This window comes from Bacillus sp. SLBN-46 (genome assembly GCF_031453555.1).
Taxonomy (GTDB): Bacteria; Bacillota; Bacilli; order Bacillales; family Cytobacillaceae; genus Neobacillus.
Genome location: NZ_JAVIZM010000001.1, coordinates 4,222,097 through 4,239,618, shown reverse-complemented (window position 1 = coordinate 4,239,618; position 17,522 = coordinate 4,222,097). Strand labels below are relative to the sequence as shown.

The following is a 17,522-nucleotide window of genomic DNA, read 5'->3' as shown; positions in this document are numbered from 1 at the left end:
ATGCTCCTTAGACTTAATTTAGACTTATTATTGCTCACTTTTTCATTGTTGCTGTTTTTGTAACATGTTGATAGTGAAAACGATGATAAAATTAAAGAAAAAGAAAAGTAAAGTAGAAGGAGTGTTTGAAATGGAAAAGGAACTTGAAAAATTAACGGAAAATATCACGGATATTAAAAGTTTAATTCATACATTTAATACAACTTTAGAGAACATTGAAAAGAGGCTTTCCAGACTAGAAAAGATGGATAGCATTGAACATAGAGTAGAGGTCAATCAAATTGACTTATCTGATATTAAAGATTCTTTACAGCGTATTGAAGACACACAGAGCAAAGAAATTCAGCACATTAATCGCCGGCTTGATTCACATTTAGTTAAAATAGCTAAAGCGGAAGAGGATCTCATCATATTAAAAGACAGATAATTTTTGAATATTGATACGAAAAAAGATCAGATGGGTTTCATCTGATCTTTTTATTTAAGTTAATTTAAATCGCTTACATTTTTGTGAGCGATTTAAGGCCAAGGTAAATAATTGCAAGAGCAAAAACGATAACTACTAGTGCACCAACAATAATAATAAATGATGACAAGCTTGATAAGAATCCAACTGTTGCCACTTTCATTAGGGCAAACCCAGCCAGAATACAAGCTAAAAATAAAACTGAAACATGGTTCATTCTTCATCCCTCCTTTACAATAAAATACGTAAAAGCGGGCTAAATGATTGGATATATGTCCTATAAATTGGTCATTTAGGCAAAAAAAATAGACCAATCTGATTGGTCTATTTTATGAAAGTACTTCTGAGTTCGGTACGGCCATTTGCTTAATAACAGCTTCACCATCATTAGAGATTTTTGTGACTTCAATATAGCGGATATGATGTTCCTCCATATCCAGGATTTTAAAGGTAAAGGCGTCGTGAATAATGGTGTCTCCTTCTTTTACTTCATAATTTTCAGTTAGGATCCACCCGCCAATAGTATCTATATCTTCATCATCAATTTCAATTCCCAATAAATCATTAACCTCGGTAACTAAAACCTTAGAGTCAATGATATAATGGTTTTCTTTTATTTTACGGATTTCTGGAATTTCATCCATATCAAATTCGTCACGAATTTCCCCTACAATTTCTTCAAGTATATCTTCTACGGTTACTAGGCCAGAAGTACCGCCATATTCATCCATTAAAATAGCCATATGGACTCGATCCTTTTGCATTTTTACAAGTAGGTCATGAATAGGAATCGTCTCTATCACTCTAATAATTGGTCGAGTATAGTTTTCTAATGTTTGAGAAGAAAGACTTTCATTGCCTATTAAATCAGTCATCACTTCTTTAATATTCACTAATCCGATAATATGGTCTTTATCTCCATCAATAATCGGATACCTTGTAAACTTTTCTTCTCGTAACACCTGTAGAAATGTTTCTAACGAGTCATCTTTTGATAAAGAAACCATTTCTGTCCGTGGGACCATTATTTCTTTAGCAATTCGATTATCAAACTCAAAAATTTTATTTACATACTTAAACTCTGATTGGTTAATTTCACCACTTTTATAGCTTTCAGAAAGGATGATTCGAAGTTCTTCCTCTGTATGAGCAATTTCGTTCTCTGATACGGGCTTCAGTCCAAATAGACTGGAAACAACCCGAGCAGACCCATTCAGTACCCAAATAAAAGGGTACATGATTTTATAGAAGAGGATGAGTGGCCGTGACACAATTAAGGTAATTAATTCAGCCTTTTGAATGGCCAAAGTCTTAGGTGCGAGCTCACCAACCACTACATGCAAAAAGGTAATGGCTGCAAACGCAATTCCTACCGATAATACTTGCGTTGCACTCTCAGGAATGTTGATTTTATGGAAAAGAGGACTTAGCATATGCTCAATAGTTGATTCCCCAATCCAACCTAAACCTAAGGCTGTTATTGTAATTCCTAACTGACAGGCAGAAAGATATTCATCCAGGTTCGAAATCACTTTTTTTGCAGAAACTGCCTTCGAATTTCCTTCCTCAATTAACTGGTCTATCCTTGAACTTCTTATTTTTACAATTGCAAATTCTGAAGTTACAAAAAAAGCAGTTAAAGCAATTAAAATGGCTATAATAACCAAGTTAAATATGTCCAAATAAGTTCCCTTAACCCGTTGTAAGACGAGTAAGGAGTCACCTCCCAATATAATAAAAAAATTAACTCGTTACTTTCATCAGTGACGTCTTTAGTGCATTTCTGAGCAGGCTTAAGTTGTTCATTAATTTTTCCTTCTGATGTTCATCCAAGTTTTCTAAAACTGGTATGAGATCAAATAAATCGCTATGAAGCTGCTTCATTTGCTGTGTCACTGCACTAACATGTCTATCCACTTCTGATTCACGAATATTCTTTGCCTTTCTCATTTCTAGCTTTCTTCTAATCTCGTCTAAAGGGTAATGCAGACTCTTGCATTCTTCTATAAATTTTAAATCCTCTAATGAATCATCCGAATAGATGCGGTAATTTGACTTAGAGCGTTCTGCTTTTAGTAAGCCAATAGACGTGTAATAGTCGATCGTTCTCTTTGACACATGCGCTATTTCGGCTATTTCGCCAATTCGATAGACAGCCCCATCATACCACCTCAACATAATTAAAATTACAATAATTATAAATAATTTAAACTATACAGTCAAACGTTCAGGTTAATTAGTAGTTGTTATCAACATTTTATGGGAAAGCAATGTAAATATGAATAATATAATGTAGGTTTATAATAAAAAAATGAACAAAAAAACGCCTCCTACTTAACAGAAGACGTTGGTGCTTTTTTAACTTCAATATATACTATGTGGTGACCTTCAATTTCTTTAATTTGAAAAACAAATCCTTCCATTTCAATGCTTTCTCCTTCATGTACATCAAATTTTTGTGTTAAGAACCAGCCTCCAATCGTGTCAACCTCTTCTTCTTCGAGATTGGTACCTAAAAGATCATTTACCACACTTATTAGTACTTTTCCATCCAGCACGTAGTGGTTTTCTCCCTTTTTCTGAATAAGAGGGAGCTCGTCCAAATCAAATTCATCCCGTATTTCTCCCACAATTTCTTCAAGTATGTCCTCAACGGTTACAATACCGGCTGTGCCACCATACTCATCTGATAATACTGCCATATGGCTTCTGTTCTTTTGCAGTTTTACTAATAGTTCTTGAATGGGAATCGTTTCTATGACGTGAATGACTGGTTTCAAGTATGGAAGGAGGGGTTCCTTACCATTGCATTTTTGCTGGATACAATCCGTTAGTACTTCTTTAATATTTACAACTCCTAAAATATTGTCCTTATCCCCATCAATTAATGGATATCTTGTATATTTTTCTTCCTTTACAATATTAATAATTTCTTCCATACAAGCATCTTTAGAGAGGGTGACCACTTCTGTCCTTGGTACCATAATTTCTTTCGCAATCCGATTATCAAACTCAAAAATTCGGTTCATATAGCGATATTCAGATTGATTAATTTCTCCACTCTCATAGCTTTGGGAAAGTATCATCCTTAGTTCCTCTTCGGAAAGAACCATATCTTGATCAGAGATTGGGTCAATCCCGAAAAGACCGGTAACAAATCGTGCTGATCTATTGAGGGCCCAGATAAAAGGATACATTAGTCTATAAAACAAAATAAGTGCTGGAGCAAACAGCAAGATGATTTGTTCCGATTTCTGAATAGCAAATGTTTTAGGAGCGAGTTCTCCAACCACAACATTAAAATAAGTAATAACACCAAAAGCAACAATAAACGAGAGAATCTGTTTTATTGAAAAGGGTATTTGAATCCATTCAAATAGGGGACTTAGTAATACTCTTATGGTTGGCTCCCCTAGCCAGCCTAGTATTAAGGAGGTAATAGTAATTCCTACTTGGGTAGCGGATAAATATCCATCCAAATTGGAGAGTATTTTCTTCGCTTTCTCTGCTTTTGTATTGCCTTCAGCGATTAATTGATCAATTCTTGTTGTTCGTACCTTTACCATTGCAAATTCAGAAGCCACAAAAAATGCAGTAAAAGCAACTAGGATAACAATAATCCCTACATTTATCCCAATCATATCTCACCTTACAATAGTAAGGGTTGCCACCTCACTTACGATTACTTTTCTTTCATTATACCCTAACTCCGTATTTCTACTTGAAGAGAGGCAATATACTTTTTATCGTATTATAATGCTTAAATTTTTTACGATGTGGAATAATAATGGAAATTTTCTAGTGCCAAATGGGGGCAAAATGATTATCTTCTTTTCGTCACTAATGACCTTAGTATTAGCTTCTATATTTACTTTTCAAACGAAAAAAATATCCTTAGTGAATCAGTTAAATCTTTTCTTTCTTTCTTCGATGCTGCTGATCAATTCAATGACTATCCTTTCGTTAAATAAGCATTTAATTGAATACACTCATCAAAAGGAAGGATTCTTTGCATTCATTCTCTATCGTGATGGCGTATTTCCTTTACTTTTTTTAATATTCCTTAATGCTTATAAACAAATAAAAAAAAACAAGGTGAAAACACTCCTCGTTTTAGGGATGTTAATTTCATTCTTTGTAATTGAATTTACAGCCGTTAGGGCAAAGCTTTTAGTTTATATACATTGGCATTTGATATTATCTGTACTTCTTTACTTAAGTTTTTTTGTCATCTTGGTTAATGTTCTTAAATTTCTGGAGCATAAAGAAAGTGAGGAGGAAATATGACCATATATGATCATTCATTCAATCAAAATGAATGGTTTGTAATCATTATGAATATTGTTGGATTCGGGGCCATTTTTTTTATGAAAAAGCGGTTTTCATTTAATATAAGCCTCTTCTTAGTGTTATTTGGCATTTTTGTTGGTTTCTTTTTCGATCATACCATTAGTATCGAACCTTTCAATTTTTACGATGTAAATGATAATTCTTCCTTTCAGTTGATTGATTTTATGTCCTATACCATGTTTGGCCCTTCGTCATATTTCTTTATTTATTTTTGGGACAGATTTAAGATACCCTTCAAGTATTGCTTTTTCTACATTCTTTGCTGGTCATTTTTTGGGGTTACACTTGAATGGTTCGCCCATGAACTTGGTGTGTACCATTATAGAAAAGGGTATATGATCTTTTATTCATTTCCGTTTTATCCGATTGTCCAAATTATGTTAATATGTCTTTTTTTTAAAGTCTCTCAATCGATGAAAAAAATGACTTAACTAGTGATCAACCCATTCCAGTCGCGTGCAAGCATGCCATAGCAAATGAGGTCATGATATTTACCATATAATTGTTCACCGTCTCTTATTGTGCCTTCCTTTACAAACCCAAGCCTTTCAGGAATGGCACGGCTTTTTTGGTTCTTTACTCCGCAGCGTATTTCCACCCGATTTAAACCCAAATCGAAGAAAGCATAATTTAGTATGGCTTGAACAGATCGTGTCATGACGCCATGCCCCTCTGCGGATTTGGAAAGATAGTAGCCAACACTAACTGTTCTGTTATGCCAATCTATTTGGTGTAAACCAATGGAGCCGACGAGTTCTCCTTTAAAAAGAATTCCAACGTTGAATCCTTGGTTTTCAGCAAATTGGTTAAGCCAGATTGGAATAATGGATTCAAATTGATAAGGGGAATTCATGGAGTCCACCCAAGGAAGCCATTCTCGTAAATGGTCTCGATTTCTTTCGACTAGCTGATAAAGTTTTAGAGCGTGGTGATGTTGAAACAACTGAAGTTCAATTTCATTATCAACTTTTAATGTAAACATGCGCCTAGTCTCCCAAAATTTTTACTACATCTTATGCAAAAAAGTTTTCTTGCGGAAGATGTATATAAGGGAGAAATAAAAAAATCCCTGCTTTATAAAAGTGGGATTTGAAAGTTGTAGGGTCGTTTCTTTTTAAGATAGTGCAGGTAAGCAGATAGAAAAAGTTGTTTTATCATGAGAGGATTCGCATGTTAATTCTCCCTTATGTTTCTCAATAATTTCTTTACAAACAAATAATCCAAGACCAGTACCTAACTTTTTAGTTGTAAAAAAGGGTTCAAAAATGGTTTTTCTTAATTCCGCCGGAATGGCAGGTCCATTATTAGATATACTGATTTTTATCAACTCTTCATTTTCCACCCAGGTGCTTATTTCAATTGTAGGTAAGTCCACTTCGTGATGGTTTAGTACATCAATGGCATTAAATATAATATTAATAAAGACTTGCCTAATTTCATCAGCATATCCATTCAAAGTGAAATCTTTGCTCAAATCTCGTTTAATTTTCACTTTTCCATCCAAGATACTTGGATAGAGGAAATTTAACACTTCATCGATAAGTTGATTCAATTTGAAATCAATTTTTTCTTTCCCTATAAGTTCCTTTTTTGAAAGCAAAAGAAACTGAGATATTCGAAAATTAAGTTGGTCTAACTCACCTGAAATGATATCTAAATATCGCATGTTTGGATAATCCGCCTTCAGTAATTGGATAAATCCTTGAACAGAAGTGAGCGGATTCCTAAATTCATGAATAAAGCTTGATGTCATTTGACCGAGAAGGGTCAATCGGTCCTGATGAGTAGAATCAATGAACATCGTCTTTTCTTCGATAATCTTGTTTTTAGCTTCTGAATAATGGGACACCGCATAGTATAAAAATTTATCAAAACAAAAATTAATCTTATTTATGGATTCTTGCAAATCTGACCAGGAAATTCCTGTTTTACTCAGATAACTGTATAGAATGGTCCGACCAAGATTGACATTATAGACAAAATCACCAATATTGATATTAGCCAGTACCCTTTCTTCTGAAACTTCTATGGCAATCTTTTTAACGATTTCTATAAGTTCCTCTTTAGATACCTTATGCATAGAAAGAATTACATTAAGTAGGGCTTCCCCATTTTCCCTAATTTTCAACTTGAAGGGGTCCCCGTGATTAATGACAATTGAATCTTCCCACTCTTGTACTAGTTTTTCTTTATTTTTTTGAAAAAATGCAACTAAATCCGTTTGTTCTCCCGTAAACATATCTGTGTCCCCCTATGGTATTAACAAAACTGATTACCATGTAATTCGAGGGTAAAAGCCAAAATCCTCTAAGAAATGAATAAAAAAATATTTCCCAATAATTTCTATAACATTTGGAGATTTATTTCTTTATTCAATGTGTAAATATATCTTGTAAAAAGAAGTAGACAGTAGTATATTTTGTATGGTAACAATAGAATATTTCCACAGGGGGAGCTGCTTTTCTGCGGCTGAGAGTGAACGGTAGAGTTCTGACCCTATGAACCTGTTAGTTAACACTAGCGTAGGGATGTGGTTTGCCGGATAAGTAAAGCAATGCAGACACTCCTAGTTGTCATGCATTGCTTTTTTTGTGGACTGTTTTATTGGCTGGCTTTACAAATCAAAGGGGGAAAGAGAAATGAACAAGAACAGGAGTAACACGCTTTTTATTACAGAAGTAGCGGTGTTTACCGCACTTGCTTATTTATTAGATTATGTTGGGAATATCCTTTCGTTTAAAATTTGGCCACAAGGGGGATCTATTTCGATTGCCATGGTCCCGGTGTTTCTTATGGCTTATCGCTGGGGGGTTAAAGGTGGCGTCCTTACAGGATTCTTATTAGGACTATTACAATTTATTCTTGGATATTCACAAATTTATACCTTAATACAAGGAATTATTGATTACTTTATTGCCTTTACTGTTGTGGGCTTTGCCGGTATTTTTGCAGCACAAATAAAGAATGCACTTAATAATCAGAACAAAGGAAAATGGATGACCTACGTAGTACTTGGAGCCTTCTTAGGAAGTGTTCTTCGTTACCTTTGCCATGTCGTATCTGGGATTGTGTTTTTTGGAGAATATGCTCCAAAAGGGCAGCCAGTAGCTGTGTACTCCCTGCTATATAATGGAACCTATATGCTTCCAAGCTTCATTATCAGTGCCATTATCATTATTCTAGTTATCAGTGCATTACCAAAAAGATTGTTTAAATAAAACAGATTAGTAAAAAAAGGAAAGGCGAGACGCTTTTCCTTTTTTTAATGAAATTTTTTCGAAACTTTGTCAAATTTAATATGCTTATTACCTAAAAAAAGTGTTAAAATGGCAATATAGAAAGATAATCATTCTCAATTAACCTAGATAGGGTGATATACATGTTTGGTTCATTAAAAGCGGGAGATAAAGGGAAAATATTAGATCTTTCTCATGTTGGTCACCTAGTTCAAAGACGATTGCTTGATTTAGGAATCACAGAAGGATCAGAAGTATGTGTAAAATGCGTCATGCCGTTTGGTGGTCCAATTATGATAGAGTCCTGCGGACAATGCGTTGGAATCCGCCGCAAGGAAGCCCTTCAGATTGAGGTGGAAAGAATCTAATGGAAATTGCTCTTATAGGAAACCCAAATACGGGAAAGACATCATTGTTTAATAACTTAACAGGTTCCTATGAATATGTGGGGAACTGGAGCGGTGTAACAGTTGAAAAAAAGGTTGGAGTATTTAAGAAAAACCTTGGACATTTAATAGATTTACCTGGAGTATACACTCTTAATCCATTATCAAAAGATGAAGGTGTTGTCACATCCTTCTTTTTAAATGAATCAGTGGACCGTTTATTGAATATTTTAGATGCCTCACAATTAGAGAGGAATCTTCATTTAACACTCCAATTGCTTGAGTTTGAAAAGCCTGCACTTATCGGATTAAATATGATAGATGTTGCTAATAAGCGAGGCATTCAAATTGATTATATGAAACTTTCGGAGATTCTCGGTGTTTCAGTAGTGCCTGTTGTGGCAAGAAGTGGGAAAGGGTGCGATAAACTTGTAGATGTGATCGGAGCGAAATCCATCCAACCAACTAAAAAAAATCTCACTTATTATGGTAAAGAGCTCGAGGAAGCAATTACTGCATTTTCAGGGGAATTAACTGGAAAAACAAATCACTCTCTACGTTTTTTAGCGATCCAATACTTTGAAGGCAATGAATATGTAAAAAACTATGTTAATGGTCTAACCAACCCACAAAAGCTTAAAGCTATTATGGGAAAATTAGAATCGGAGTTACAAAAACAGACCGACTTTAAATCATTAACAAATTTTATTTATTTAAAAAGAAAAGAAGTTATTGAAAAAATCATTGCTGAAGTGTCTAGAAAAAGTGATACCGTTATACCGTTGTCTGAAAAGATAGATTCTATCGTTACAAATCGATACCTTGGTATGCCGATCTTTTTACTGTTAATGTATTTTATGTTTATGTTAACGTTTGATTGGTTGGGAACCCCATTATCGGATGCTTTAGATTCTTTATTAACTGGACCTGTGACGGTGGGATTTGAGAAAGTTTTGGGAGCCATCCATGCATCGGCATTTATCCATGCATTGATTATTGAAGGCTTAGTAGCAGGTGTGGGCGGCGTGCTCGTGTTTGTTCCACAAATTTTTATTCTTTTCTTCTTCATTTCATTATTAGAGGATTCGGGATACATGGCTCGTGTTGCACTAGTAATGGATCGAATTATGGAATCGGTTGGACTTAACGGAAAAGCATTTATACCGATGATGATAGGTTTTGGTTGTAATGTACCTGGAATCATGGCAGCACGAACAATTGAAACCCCACGTGAGCGTTTGTTAACGATCCTGCTCACCCCGTTAATGTCATGTTCCGCACGATTACCTGTATATGCCTTATTTGTCGGAGCATTTTTCGCCGCTCATAAAGCATTTGTTGTGTTAAGTCTTTATGTTCTAGGGATTGTTGTTGCTTTAGTATTGGCCAAAGTATTCTCTACTACCTTACTAAAATCTGAAACTTCCTTGTTTGTTATTGAACTGCCGCCATATAGGTTGCCACAGTTTCAATCTCTTTGGAGAAGCACATGGGATAAAGGAAAAGGGTTTGTAAGAAAGGCTGGAACATTTATTTTTGCAGGTTCTGTTTTTATTTGGTTGTTATCCTATGCGGGCCCCAAAGGACTAAATGTAGATATGGATCATAGTTTCTTAGCAGCAATTGGAAACATAATTGCTCCAATCTTTGATCCAATTGGCTTTGGAACATGGCAGGCTTCGGCATCGTTAATTACTGGATTTCTAGCAAAAGAAGCGATTATCTCAACGATGAATATTATTTATTTTGTTCCGAATGATGCTGGTTTACAAGCATTGCTGGCTAATTATTACACACCGCTTGCTGCTTATAGTTTCATGGTATTCATTTTGTTATATATTCCATGCTTAGCAACTGTAGCAACGATTTATAAAGAAACTAATTCAAAAAAATGGACAGCTTTTTCTATGATTTATGCCTTTGTGATTGCCTATGTATTGTCATTAATCATTTACCAAGGTGGTATGTTGTTGGGAATTGGTTAATTCTAAAAAGAGGTGAAAGCTATGATTGCAAATATTATTATTGGGGCAGCGATTTTTGGATATGCAACATGGGCTTTAGTAAAGTTCATAAATAAATCTAAAAAAGGGAAATGCGCTGCATGTGAACTTAAAAATTCCTGTTCAAGTCAGTGCGGACTTCCGCCAAACATAAATAAATAACCTATATGTAAAACTGCTATCAGTTGAATGGATAGCAGTTTTTTTCATAATATTTGAATGAGAGACGGAAGTTGTGTAAAATTACACTAGATGCTAGTGAAGGAAGGGCTTATATGTGACCAGGGATGAAATTATTATGCAGGTTTCTGAAAAGCTTCGTCTTATTCGGACGGAAGCAGGATATACTCAGGATAAAATGGCAGAAATTATTGGTGTCTCAAAAAAAACACTTGTACAAATTGAGAAGGGAAGAGTTCTTGCCAACTGGTCCACTGCTGTTTCTATTTGTGCTCTTTTTCGTGAAACGGAAACAGTTCAATTCTTATTTGGGAATGAGCCTTTAGAAGTATTGGAAACTGTCGCACGTGAAGGAATAGATTTCCGTAAAACGAAAACGCTTGGAGGCCGAATTTGGTGGAAAGTAGTAAATAAGAAGAATGGATTTATTCTTCAACAAAATATACTTAGTAAACATTTTCGAATACTAGATGAGCAAAACTATAGGATTTTTAGTAGCTTCGATGAAAAGCTTACAAAACAACGGTTTAAAGAAGTTGCTAAAAACTAAGAATAATATTTATTGAAAAGATGGGAATTACTCATCTTTTTTATTTTTTTGAAACCGTCATAAAAAACTTCTAATCAACGAAAATTATACCTGTCATAATTTACAGAGAAGGAAGTCATCAAATGATATTCAAAGATATTTTTAAGAACTGGAAAAAGTGGCATTTGCTTCAATTCATTGTTTTATTTGTGTTAATCATCATCCTAGGATTTTTTGGAATTATTTCTTATTTTGCAAATAGTGCCGATATATCTAAATTGAAAAATGAACTGCCACAACCCACGGTGTTTTATGATGTGAGTGGGAAAGTGGCAAGTAAGGTTTCAGCTAATAAGAATGAAGGAGTTCCTATTAAGGAAATTCCCAAATCAATGAAAAATGCTGTTGTTGCTATCGAGGATCATCGATACTATCAACATAATGGTGTCGATCTGATAGGTACCTCGAGGGCTCTCTTCCGGGACCTTAAAGCAGGAGGAATGGTCGAAGGGGGTAGCACGATTACCCAGCAATTAACAAAGAATACATTGCTTACATCTGAAAAAACATTGAACAGAAAAATACAGGAAGTATTTTTAGCCCTTGCAGTCGAAAGAAAATATTCCAAACAAGAAATTTTGCAAATGTATTTAAATCAAATTTATTTTGGAAACGGTGCATATGGAATAAAGCAAGCGGCCAGTAAATATTTTGCCAAAGATGTTAAAGAACTCACTATAAGTGAATCAGCCATACTTGCCGGACTAATCAAAGCTCCATCCGCTCTAAATCCATATGACCATATGAAACAAGCAACTGAACGTCGTAATATCGTCTTATTACAAATGAAAAAACAAGGATATATTTCGAGTAAGCAATATGAACAAGCTTTACATGAGGAAGTAGTTCTAAATGATAAGGGAGGAGATCCGTTTCGTGGAAAATTCCCTTATTATGTTGATCAAGTCTTAGAAGAAGCGATTAAACAATATGGTTTATCACAGGATGATTTATTAACAGGGGGATACCGAATTTATACGGAGCTTGATCCAAAAGTGCAAGCATCGATGGAGAAAACATATGAAAATGATAGCTTGTTCCCTAAAGGAAACGATCGTCTTGTTCAAAGTGGTGGTGTCATCGTTGACCCTAAAACTGGAGGAGTCAGAGCACTTGTTGGTGGTAGGGGCGAGCACACTTTCAGAGGATATAACCGTGCTACACAGTTAGAAGCACAACCAGGATCTTCTTTTAAGCCGTTAGCAGTGTATACGCCTGCACTTGAAGAAGGCTGGAAAATTACTGATATGTTAAAGGATGAGCCAATGAAGTTCGGAAGCTACCAGCCGAGTAATTATGACCATCAATATGAGGGCGAAGTACCGATGTATGAGGCAGTGAAAGAGTCGAAAAATGTCTCTGCCGTATGGCTCCTAAATCAACTGGGGATACAAAAAGGGTTGGATTCAATCAAAAAGTTTGGTATTTCCTTGGATAAAGCGGACCGTAATCTATCACTTGCTCTTGGCGGGTTACATAAGGGGGTTTCCCCACTTAATATGGCAGAAGCCTTTTCAGTGTTTCCTAATAATGGCGTCCGTATAGAAGCACATGTAATTAAAAAAATTGTTGATGCAGATGGTCAGGTTGTCGCAGAGTGGAAAGAAAAGAAAGTGAAAGTGACAACAAAATCAGTTACGGATAATATGACAACCATGCTCTTAGGTGTAGTGGAACAAGGAACTGGAAAAGCAGCGCAAATACCTGGTAGGGAAACAGCAGGGAAAACAGGTTCCACGCAGGTGCCAATTAAAGGGATCAATGGTTTGAAAGATCAATGGTTCGTTGGCTATACCCCTCAACTAGTTGGAGCGTTTTGGGTTGGCTATGACAAAACAGATGCCAGTCATTATATAACTCCAACAAGCGGTACAGGTTCAGCGGTGTTATTCCGTGAAGTGATGACGGACGCTCTTAGAAACCAACCTAATCAAAGCTTTAAAGTGACCCATATTTCTACTTTGATTGAGAAGAAAAAGAAAGAAGAAGAGAGCAAACGGGGAATCAAAGAGAAGTTTAATAACGAATTACAAAAATGGGAAGATAAATGGAATAAACATAAAGAAAAAAAACCAAAAAATAAAGGAAAAGGTAAGGGGCATTAATCAGGAATTTAATGATTCAGAAAAATGGGAATTGACTTTAAAAACTGTCGATGATAATCTAACAAAGAAGAAAAAAAAGGAAATGGAGGGTTACAACATGAAAAAGAACAATTTAAATTCAACAACTGAATATGTGAATGTAACCTTACCATCAATCGTTTTCTGTTAAATATTTTCTGTTTGACGTGATTAAACCAAACACAGGTTGCGTTTACTTCGCTGCGCAACTTGTGTTTTTTTGTCCCATTTTAAAAGGAGGCATACTGCACCATTTGCAGTATGCTTTTTTTTATAAATTTTAATCTATAGGAGGAATGAACGATGTTAATCATTTCAGAAGTGAGACTAGCACACACAAAAAAGGAGACAGAGGGCGGATAGTTTAACAAAAGGAGGAAATCGGAAATGTTTTCGGTATTAAAAAAATTAAGCTGGTTCTTCAAAGAGAATTGGAAACGATATGTGGTAGCTGTGACGCTATTGATTTTAGTAGGTATTCTAGACGTAATACCGCCAAAAATAATTGGTATGGCAATCGATGATATTCATATCGGTGTAATGAATAAAGAAAAAATTGTACACTATCTTAGTATTCTTTTAATCATCATGGTAAGCTCCTATGCAATAACCTATATATGGATGTATCAATTGTTTGGGGGAGCCTTTTTAGTTGAGAGAAAGCTAAGGTCCCGTTTTATGAACCATTTGTTAAAGATGACACCAGCCTTTTACGAACAAAACCGTACAGGTGATTTAATGGCACGTGCCACTAATGACCTAAAGGCTATTTCGATTACAGCTGGATTTGGAATATTAACCCTTGTTGACTCAAGTGTCTGGATGTTGACTCTACTTATCACGATGGGAGTTATGATTAGTTGGAAGCTAACTTTAGCTGCCATTATTCCACTCCCCATAATGGCACTACTAATGAAAATGTATGGAAAAAGACTGCATACTCGCTTTATGGAAGCCCAAGATTCTTTTGGTGAGCTCAATGACAGTGTCTTAGAATCAATCGCTGGAGTAAGGGTTATTCGGGCCTATGTTCAAGAAAAGGCTGATTGTGAGCGATTCCATCAATTAACGGAAGATGTGTATGAAAAAAATATCAGAGTAGCAAAGATTGATTCATTGTTTGATCCAACTATCAAAGTGCTTGTAGGAATTAGTTATTTAATTGGACTTGGATATGGAGCCTATCTAGTTTTCCACCAAGCGATTACATTAGGAAATCTTGTTTCTTTTAATGTTTACTTAGGAATGCTAATTTGGCCAATGTTTGCAATAGGAGAGTTAATAAATGTCATGCAGCGTGGAAATGCCTCGCTAGATCGTGTTAATGAGACTCTCAGTTACAAAGAGGATGTGGAAAATCCAGTTAAAGCGGTTGAAGTATCAGAACCTAGTCGAATTGACTATAAAGAGGTTACCTTCCGTTATCCATCTTCTAAGGAGAATAATCTTATCAATGTAAATGTTCAGCTGTTCCAAGGGCAAACATTAGGGATCGTTGGGAAAACGGGTAGCGGAAAGACCACTTTTATTAAACAATTATTAAGGCAATACCCATTAGGATCAGGGGAGTTGTCCATATCCGATATTTCGTTAGAGCAACAAACACTTAACCAGATTCGGCATTGGATAGGCTATGTGCCTCAGGATCATGTGCTTTTTTCAAAAAGTGTGAGAGAAAATATCCTTTTTGGAAGACGCGAGGCGAGTGAGAAAGATTTAGAAACAGCTATAGATTTAGCTGCCTTTCGTAAAGACTTAGACATGCTTCCTGAAGGTCTCAATACTCTTGTTGGTGAAAAAGGAGTGGCTTTATCTGGTGGGCAAAAACAAAGGATATCAATTGCGAGGGCATTAATTAGAAATCCAGAAATTCTTATTCTTGATGATTCCTTGTCTGCGGTAGATGCAAAAACGGAAAAAAGAATCATTGAGAATATTCGTAAAGTTAGACAAGAAAAAACGACCATTATTACTACTCATCGAATGTCAGCAGTACAGCATGCCGATCATATTTTAGTCTTGGACGAAGGCCGAATTATCGAAGAAGGAACACATGAACAGCTTTTAGAAAAAGACGGGTGGTATAAGGAACAATTTTTACGCCAGCAGATTGAAAATAGAGTAGAGAGTGAGGTGACAGCATGACAACAGGACGTCGTTTAGTTAATTATGCTTTGGGTTATAAGAAAATTATTGTTGCTGCATTGTTCATGCTGACCATCTCGGTTGTAACAGATTTGGCTGGACCGTTTATTGCAAAAAATATCATTGATCAGCATATTTTAGGAATTGAGTCCACCTGGTATGAAACAAATGCGGGCAAAAAGGCTGTCAAATTTAATGGGAAATATTATATAAGAGAAAAATATTACACTAGCAATCAAGAAAAAGGGAAACCCATTCGTATTTTGCAGGTAAATTCAACATTTGTCTTCGTAGACCAAAAGCTTGAATTCGATGGAAAAAGAAGCTTAAAGGGAGAAAAGCTTACGATTCAAAAAGGAAAAAATAATGCTGTATATCAGGTGAAAATCCTGACTGGCTCTGAATTATTAGCATTTTATCAGCCGGAAATTCCGAGTATCTTTCAACTATTAGCTCTCTATTTTGGTCTTTTAGTACTGTCAGCTATTTTTCAATATGGGGAACGCTTTTTCTTGAAAAAGTCGGCTAACCGTATTATTCAAAAGATGCGTGAGGATGTTTTTGGACAGATTCAACGATTACCTATTCAATACTTTGATACCCTTCCCGCTGGTAAAGTGGTAGCACGGATCACAAATGATACAGAAGCAATAAGAGAGCTTTACGTCACAGTTTTAGCTACATTTTTTACAAGTGCCATTTATATTACCGGGATTTATGCAGCCTTGTTCATCCTGAATGCTAAGCTTGCTGCGATTTGTTTATTGTTATTACCTATCTTATATGCTTGGACAATTCTTTACAGAAAGTATGCATCGAAATATAACCGTGTTATACGATCACGAAACAGTGATATAAATGCGATGATTAATGAATCTATCCAGGGAATGAGTATTATTCAAGCATTTAGCAGAGAAAGGGATACAAAAGAAGATTTTGAAAAGCTTAACCATGAGCATTTTCACTATCAAAATAAATTATTAAGCTTGAATAGCTTAACCTCACATAATTTAGTCGGGATTTTAAGGAATTTAGTATTTGTTGCCTTCATCTGGTATTTTGGTGCACAAGCATTGCTCCCAGCTAACGTTATTTCCTTAGGGGTGCTATATGCTTTTGTTGATTACATTAATCGTTTGTTTCAGCCGGTTCAAGGGATTGTCAATCAATTAGCTAACTTAGAACAGGCATTAGTTGCAGGGGAACGGGTGTTTAAATTAATGGATGAACCTGGGGAAGATGTTAGCAAGGAGAGAACGGACCGCTTTAAAGGAAATGTAAAGTTCGATCATGTTTCTTTTGGTTATAAAGAAGGGGATTATGTATTAAAGAACATTGACTTTGAGGCGACACAAGGTGAAACGATTGCTTTAGTAGGTCATACTGGTTCCGGAAAAAGCTCCATTATGAACTTACTTTTCCGCTTTTATGATGTCCAGAAAGGGCAGATAACCATTGACGGGAAGGATATTAAAACTATTCCTCGTCAAACGATTAGGAATCATATGGGGATTGTCTTACAGGACCCTTATTTGTTTACCGGAACCATTGCTTCAAACGTAAGCCTAAACGATCCTTCCATCTCAAGGGGAACGGTGGAAAAAGCGCTTAGAGATGTTGGGGCGGATAAAGTGTTTAGAAACTTGGAAGATGGTTTTGATGAACCAGTGATTGAAAAGGGAAGTACTCTCTCAAGTGGACAGCGGCAGTTAATATCCTTTGCCAGAGCTTTAGCATTTAATCCCGCCATCCTTATCCTTGATGAGGCGACTTCAAGTATTGATACTGAAACAGAAGCACTCATTCAAGAAGCAATGGATGTCCTTAAAAAGGGAAGAACCACTTTTATCATTGCTCACCGATTATCAACTATTCGGAATGCAGACCAAATTTTGGTGTTAGACAGAGGGGTTATTGTGGAGAAAGGTAATCATAAAGAGCTTATGGAAAGTAAAGGTAAATATTATCAGATGTATCAACTACAGCAGGGAAGTTCAGAATTAGCTGGATAACATAGAAAGGGAGTAACCAAATTGGTTACTCC

Annotated in this window: 17 protein-coding genes and 1 riboswitch; of the genes, 11 read left to right on the top strand and 6 right to left on the bottom strand. The window is 35.7% G+C overall.

Translation table 11 applies throughout. The features are described 5' to 3' along the window. Positions 1–130: 130 nt before the first annotated feature. Positions 131–427 (top strand): hypothetical protein, encoded by a 297-nt coding sequence (locus tag QFZ87_RS21610; RefSeq protein ID WP_309866099.1) that lies wholly within the window; start codon positions 131–133, stop codon positions 425–427. Between the two features lie 73 nt (positions 428–500). Here QFZ87_RS21610 and QFZ87_RS21605 read toward each other — a convergent pair whose 3' ends face one another. The 4 genes from QFZ87_RS21605 to QFZ87_RS21590 all read right to left on the bottom strand — a co-directional run bounded on the left by QFZ87_RS21605 (position 501) and on the right by QFZ87_RS21590 (position 4,107). Next, complete coding sequence (locus tag QFZ87_RS21605; protein ID WP_308080669.1) at positions 501–683, bottom strand: hypothetical protein; 183 nt, start codon at positions 681–683, stop codon at positions 501–503. A gap of 112 nt (positions 684–795) precedes the next feature. Further along, positions 796–2,148, bottom strand: coding sequence for a hemolysin family protein (locus QFZ87_RS21600; RefSeq protein WP_309866097.1), 1,353 nt, complete (start codon positions 2,146–2,148; stop codon positions 796–798). Between the two features lie 61 nt (positions 2,149–2,209). Next, entirely contained in the window at positions 2,210–2,644 is a 435-nt protein-coding gene (locus QFZ87_RS21595; RefSeq protein WP_308080667.1) for a MerR family transcriptional regulator, read from the bottom strand. Between the two features lie 152 nt (positions 2,645–2,796). After that, a complete protein-coding gene (locus QFZ87_RS21590) occupies positions 2,797–4,107 on the bottom strand; it encodes a hemolysin family protein (protein ID WP_309866094.1) in 1,311 nt (436 codons plus the stop codon). A gap of 115 nt (positions 4,108–4,222) precedes the next feature. Here QFZ87_RS21590 and QFZ87_RS21585 point away from each other — a divergent pair, with 115 nt between their 5' ends. Both QFZ87_RS21585 and QFZ87_RS21580 read left to right on the top strand, forming a co-directional pair. Next, a complete protein-coding gene (locus QFZ87_RS21585; protein WP_309866093.1) occupies positions 4,223–4,753 on the top strand; it encodes a hypothetical protein in 531 nt (176 codons plus the stop codon). Further along, complete coding sequence (locus tag QFZ87_RS21580) at positions 4,750–5,247, top strand: hypothetical protein (RefSeq protein WP_309866090.1); 498 nt, start codon at positions 4,750–4,752, stop codon at positions 5,245–5,247. The genes QFZ87_RS21585 and QFZ87_RS21580 overlap by 4 nt, the downstream gene beginning before the upstream one ends. Here QFZ87_RS21580 and QFZ87_RS21575 read toward each other — a convergent pair. Both QFZ87_RS21575 and QFZ87_RS21570 read right to left on the bottom strand, forming a co-directional pair. Continuing rightward, positions 5,244–5,798 (bottom strand): GNAT family N-acetyltransferase, encoded by a 555-nt coding sequence (locus tag QFZ87_RS21575; protein ID WP_309866088.1) that lies wholly within the window; start codon positions 5,796–5,798, stop codon positions 5,244–5,246. The two genes, QFZ87_RS21580 and QFZ87_RS21575, sit on opposite strands and share 4 nt — an antisense overlap. A gap of 132 nt (positions 5,799–5,930) precedes the next feature. Further along, entirely contained in the window at positions 5,931–7,055 is a 1,125-nt protein-coding gene (locus QFZ87_RS21570) for a histidine kinase N-terminal domain-containing protein (RefSeq protein WP_309866086.1), read from the bottom strand. A gap of 199 nt (positions 7,056–7,254) precedes the next feature. Beyond that, positions 7,255–7,362, top strand: a riboswitch (TPP riboswitch). Positions 7,363–7,455: 93 nt separating this feature from the next. Here QFZ87_RS21570 and thiT point away from each other — a divergent pair. The 8 genes from thiT (at position 7,456) to QFZ87_RS21530 (ending at position 17,490) form a co-directional block, all read left to right on the top strand. Beyond that, complete coding sequence (gene thiT / locus QFZ87_RS21565; RefSeq protein WP_309866083.1) at positions 7,456–8,034, top strand: energy-coupled thiamine transporter ThiT; 579 nt, start codon at positions 7,456–7,458, stop codon at positions 8,032–8,034. A gap of 161 nt (positions 8,035–8,195) precedes the next feature. Continuing rightward, positions 8,196–8,420, top strand: a complete 225-nt coding sequence (locus QFZ87_RS21560) for a FeoA family protein (RefSeq protein ID WP_309866081.1) — start codon at positions 8,196–8,198, stop codon at positions 8,418–8,420. After that, positions 8,420–10,423, top strand: a complete 2,004-nt coding sequence (gene feoB, locus QFZ87_RS21555; RefSeq protein WP_309866078.1) for a ferrous iron transport protein B — start codon at positions 8,420–8,422, stop codon at positions 10,421–10,423. The genes QFZ87_RS21560 and feoB overlap by 1 nt, the downstream gene beginning before the upstream one ends. Positions 10,424–10,444: 21 nt before the next feature. Next, positions 10,445–10,603: a FeoB-associated Cys-rich membrane protein gene (locus tag QFZ87_RS21550; RefSeq protein WP_308080658.1), complete on the top strand. Its 159-nt coding sequence runs from the start codon at positions 10,445–10,447 to the stop codon at positions 10,601–10,603. A 115-nt stretch (positions 10,604–10,718) separates the two neighbouring features. After that, positions 10,719–11,171: a helix-turn-helix transcriptional regulator gene (locus QFZ87_RS21545; protein ID WP_309866076.1), complete on the top strand. Its 453-nt coding sequence runs from the start codon at positions 10,719–10,721 to the stop codon at positions 11,169–11,171. 122 nt (positions 11,172–11,293) lie between these two features. After that, positions 11,294–13,315, top strand: a complete 2,022-nt coding sequence (locus tag QFZ87_RS21540; RefSeq protein ID WP_309866073.1) for a transglycosylase domain-containing protein — start codon at positions 11,294–11,296, stop codon at positions 13,313–13,315. Positions 13,316–13,720: 405 nt separating this feature from the next. Next, positions 13,721–15,478 carry an ABC transporter ATP-binding protein gene (locus QFZ87_RS21535; RefSeq protein WP_309866071.1) on the top strand — a complete coding sequence of 586 codons (1,758 nt, stop codon included), beginning with the start codon at positions 13,721–13,723 and terminating at the stop codon, positions 15,476–15,478. Beyond that, a complete protein-coding gene (locus tag QFZ87_RS21530) occupies positions 15,475–17,490 on the top strand; it encodes an ABC transporter ATP-binding protein (protein WP_309866068.1) in 2,016 nt (671 codons plus the stop codon). Before QFZ87_RS21535 ends, QFZ87_RS21530 begins: the two co-directional genes overlap by 4 nt. Positions 17,491–17,522: the final 32 nt, after the last annotated feature.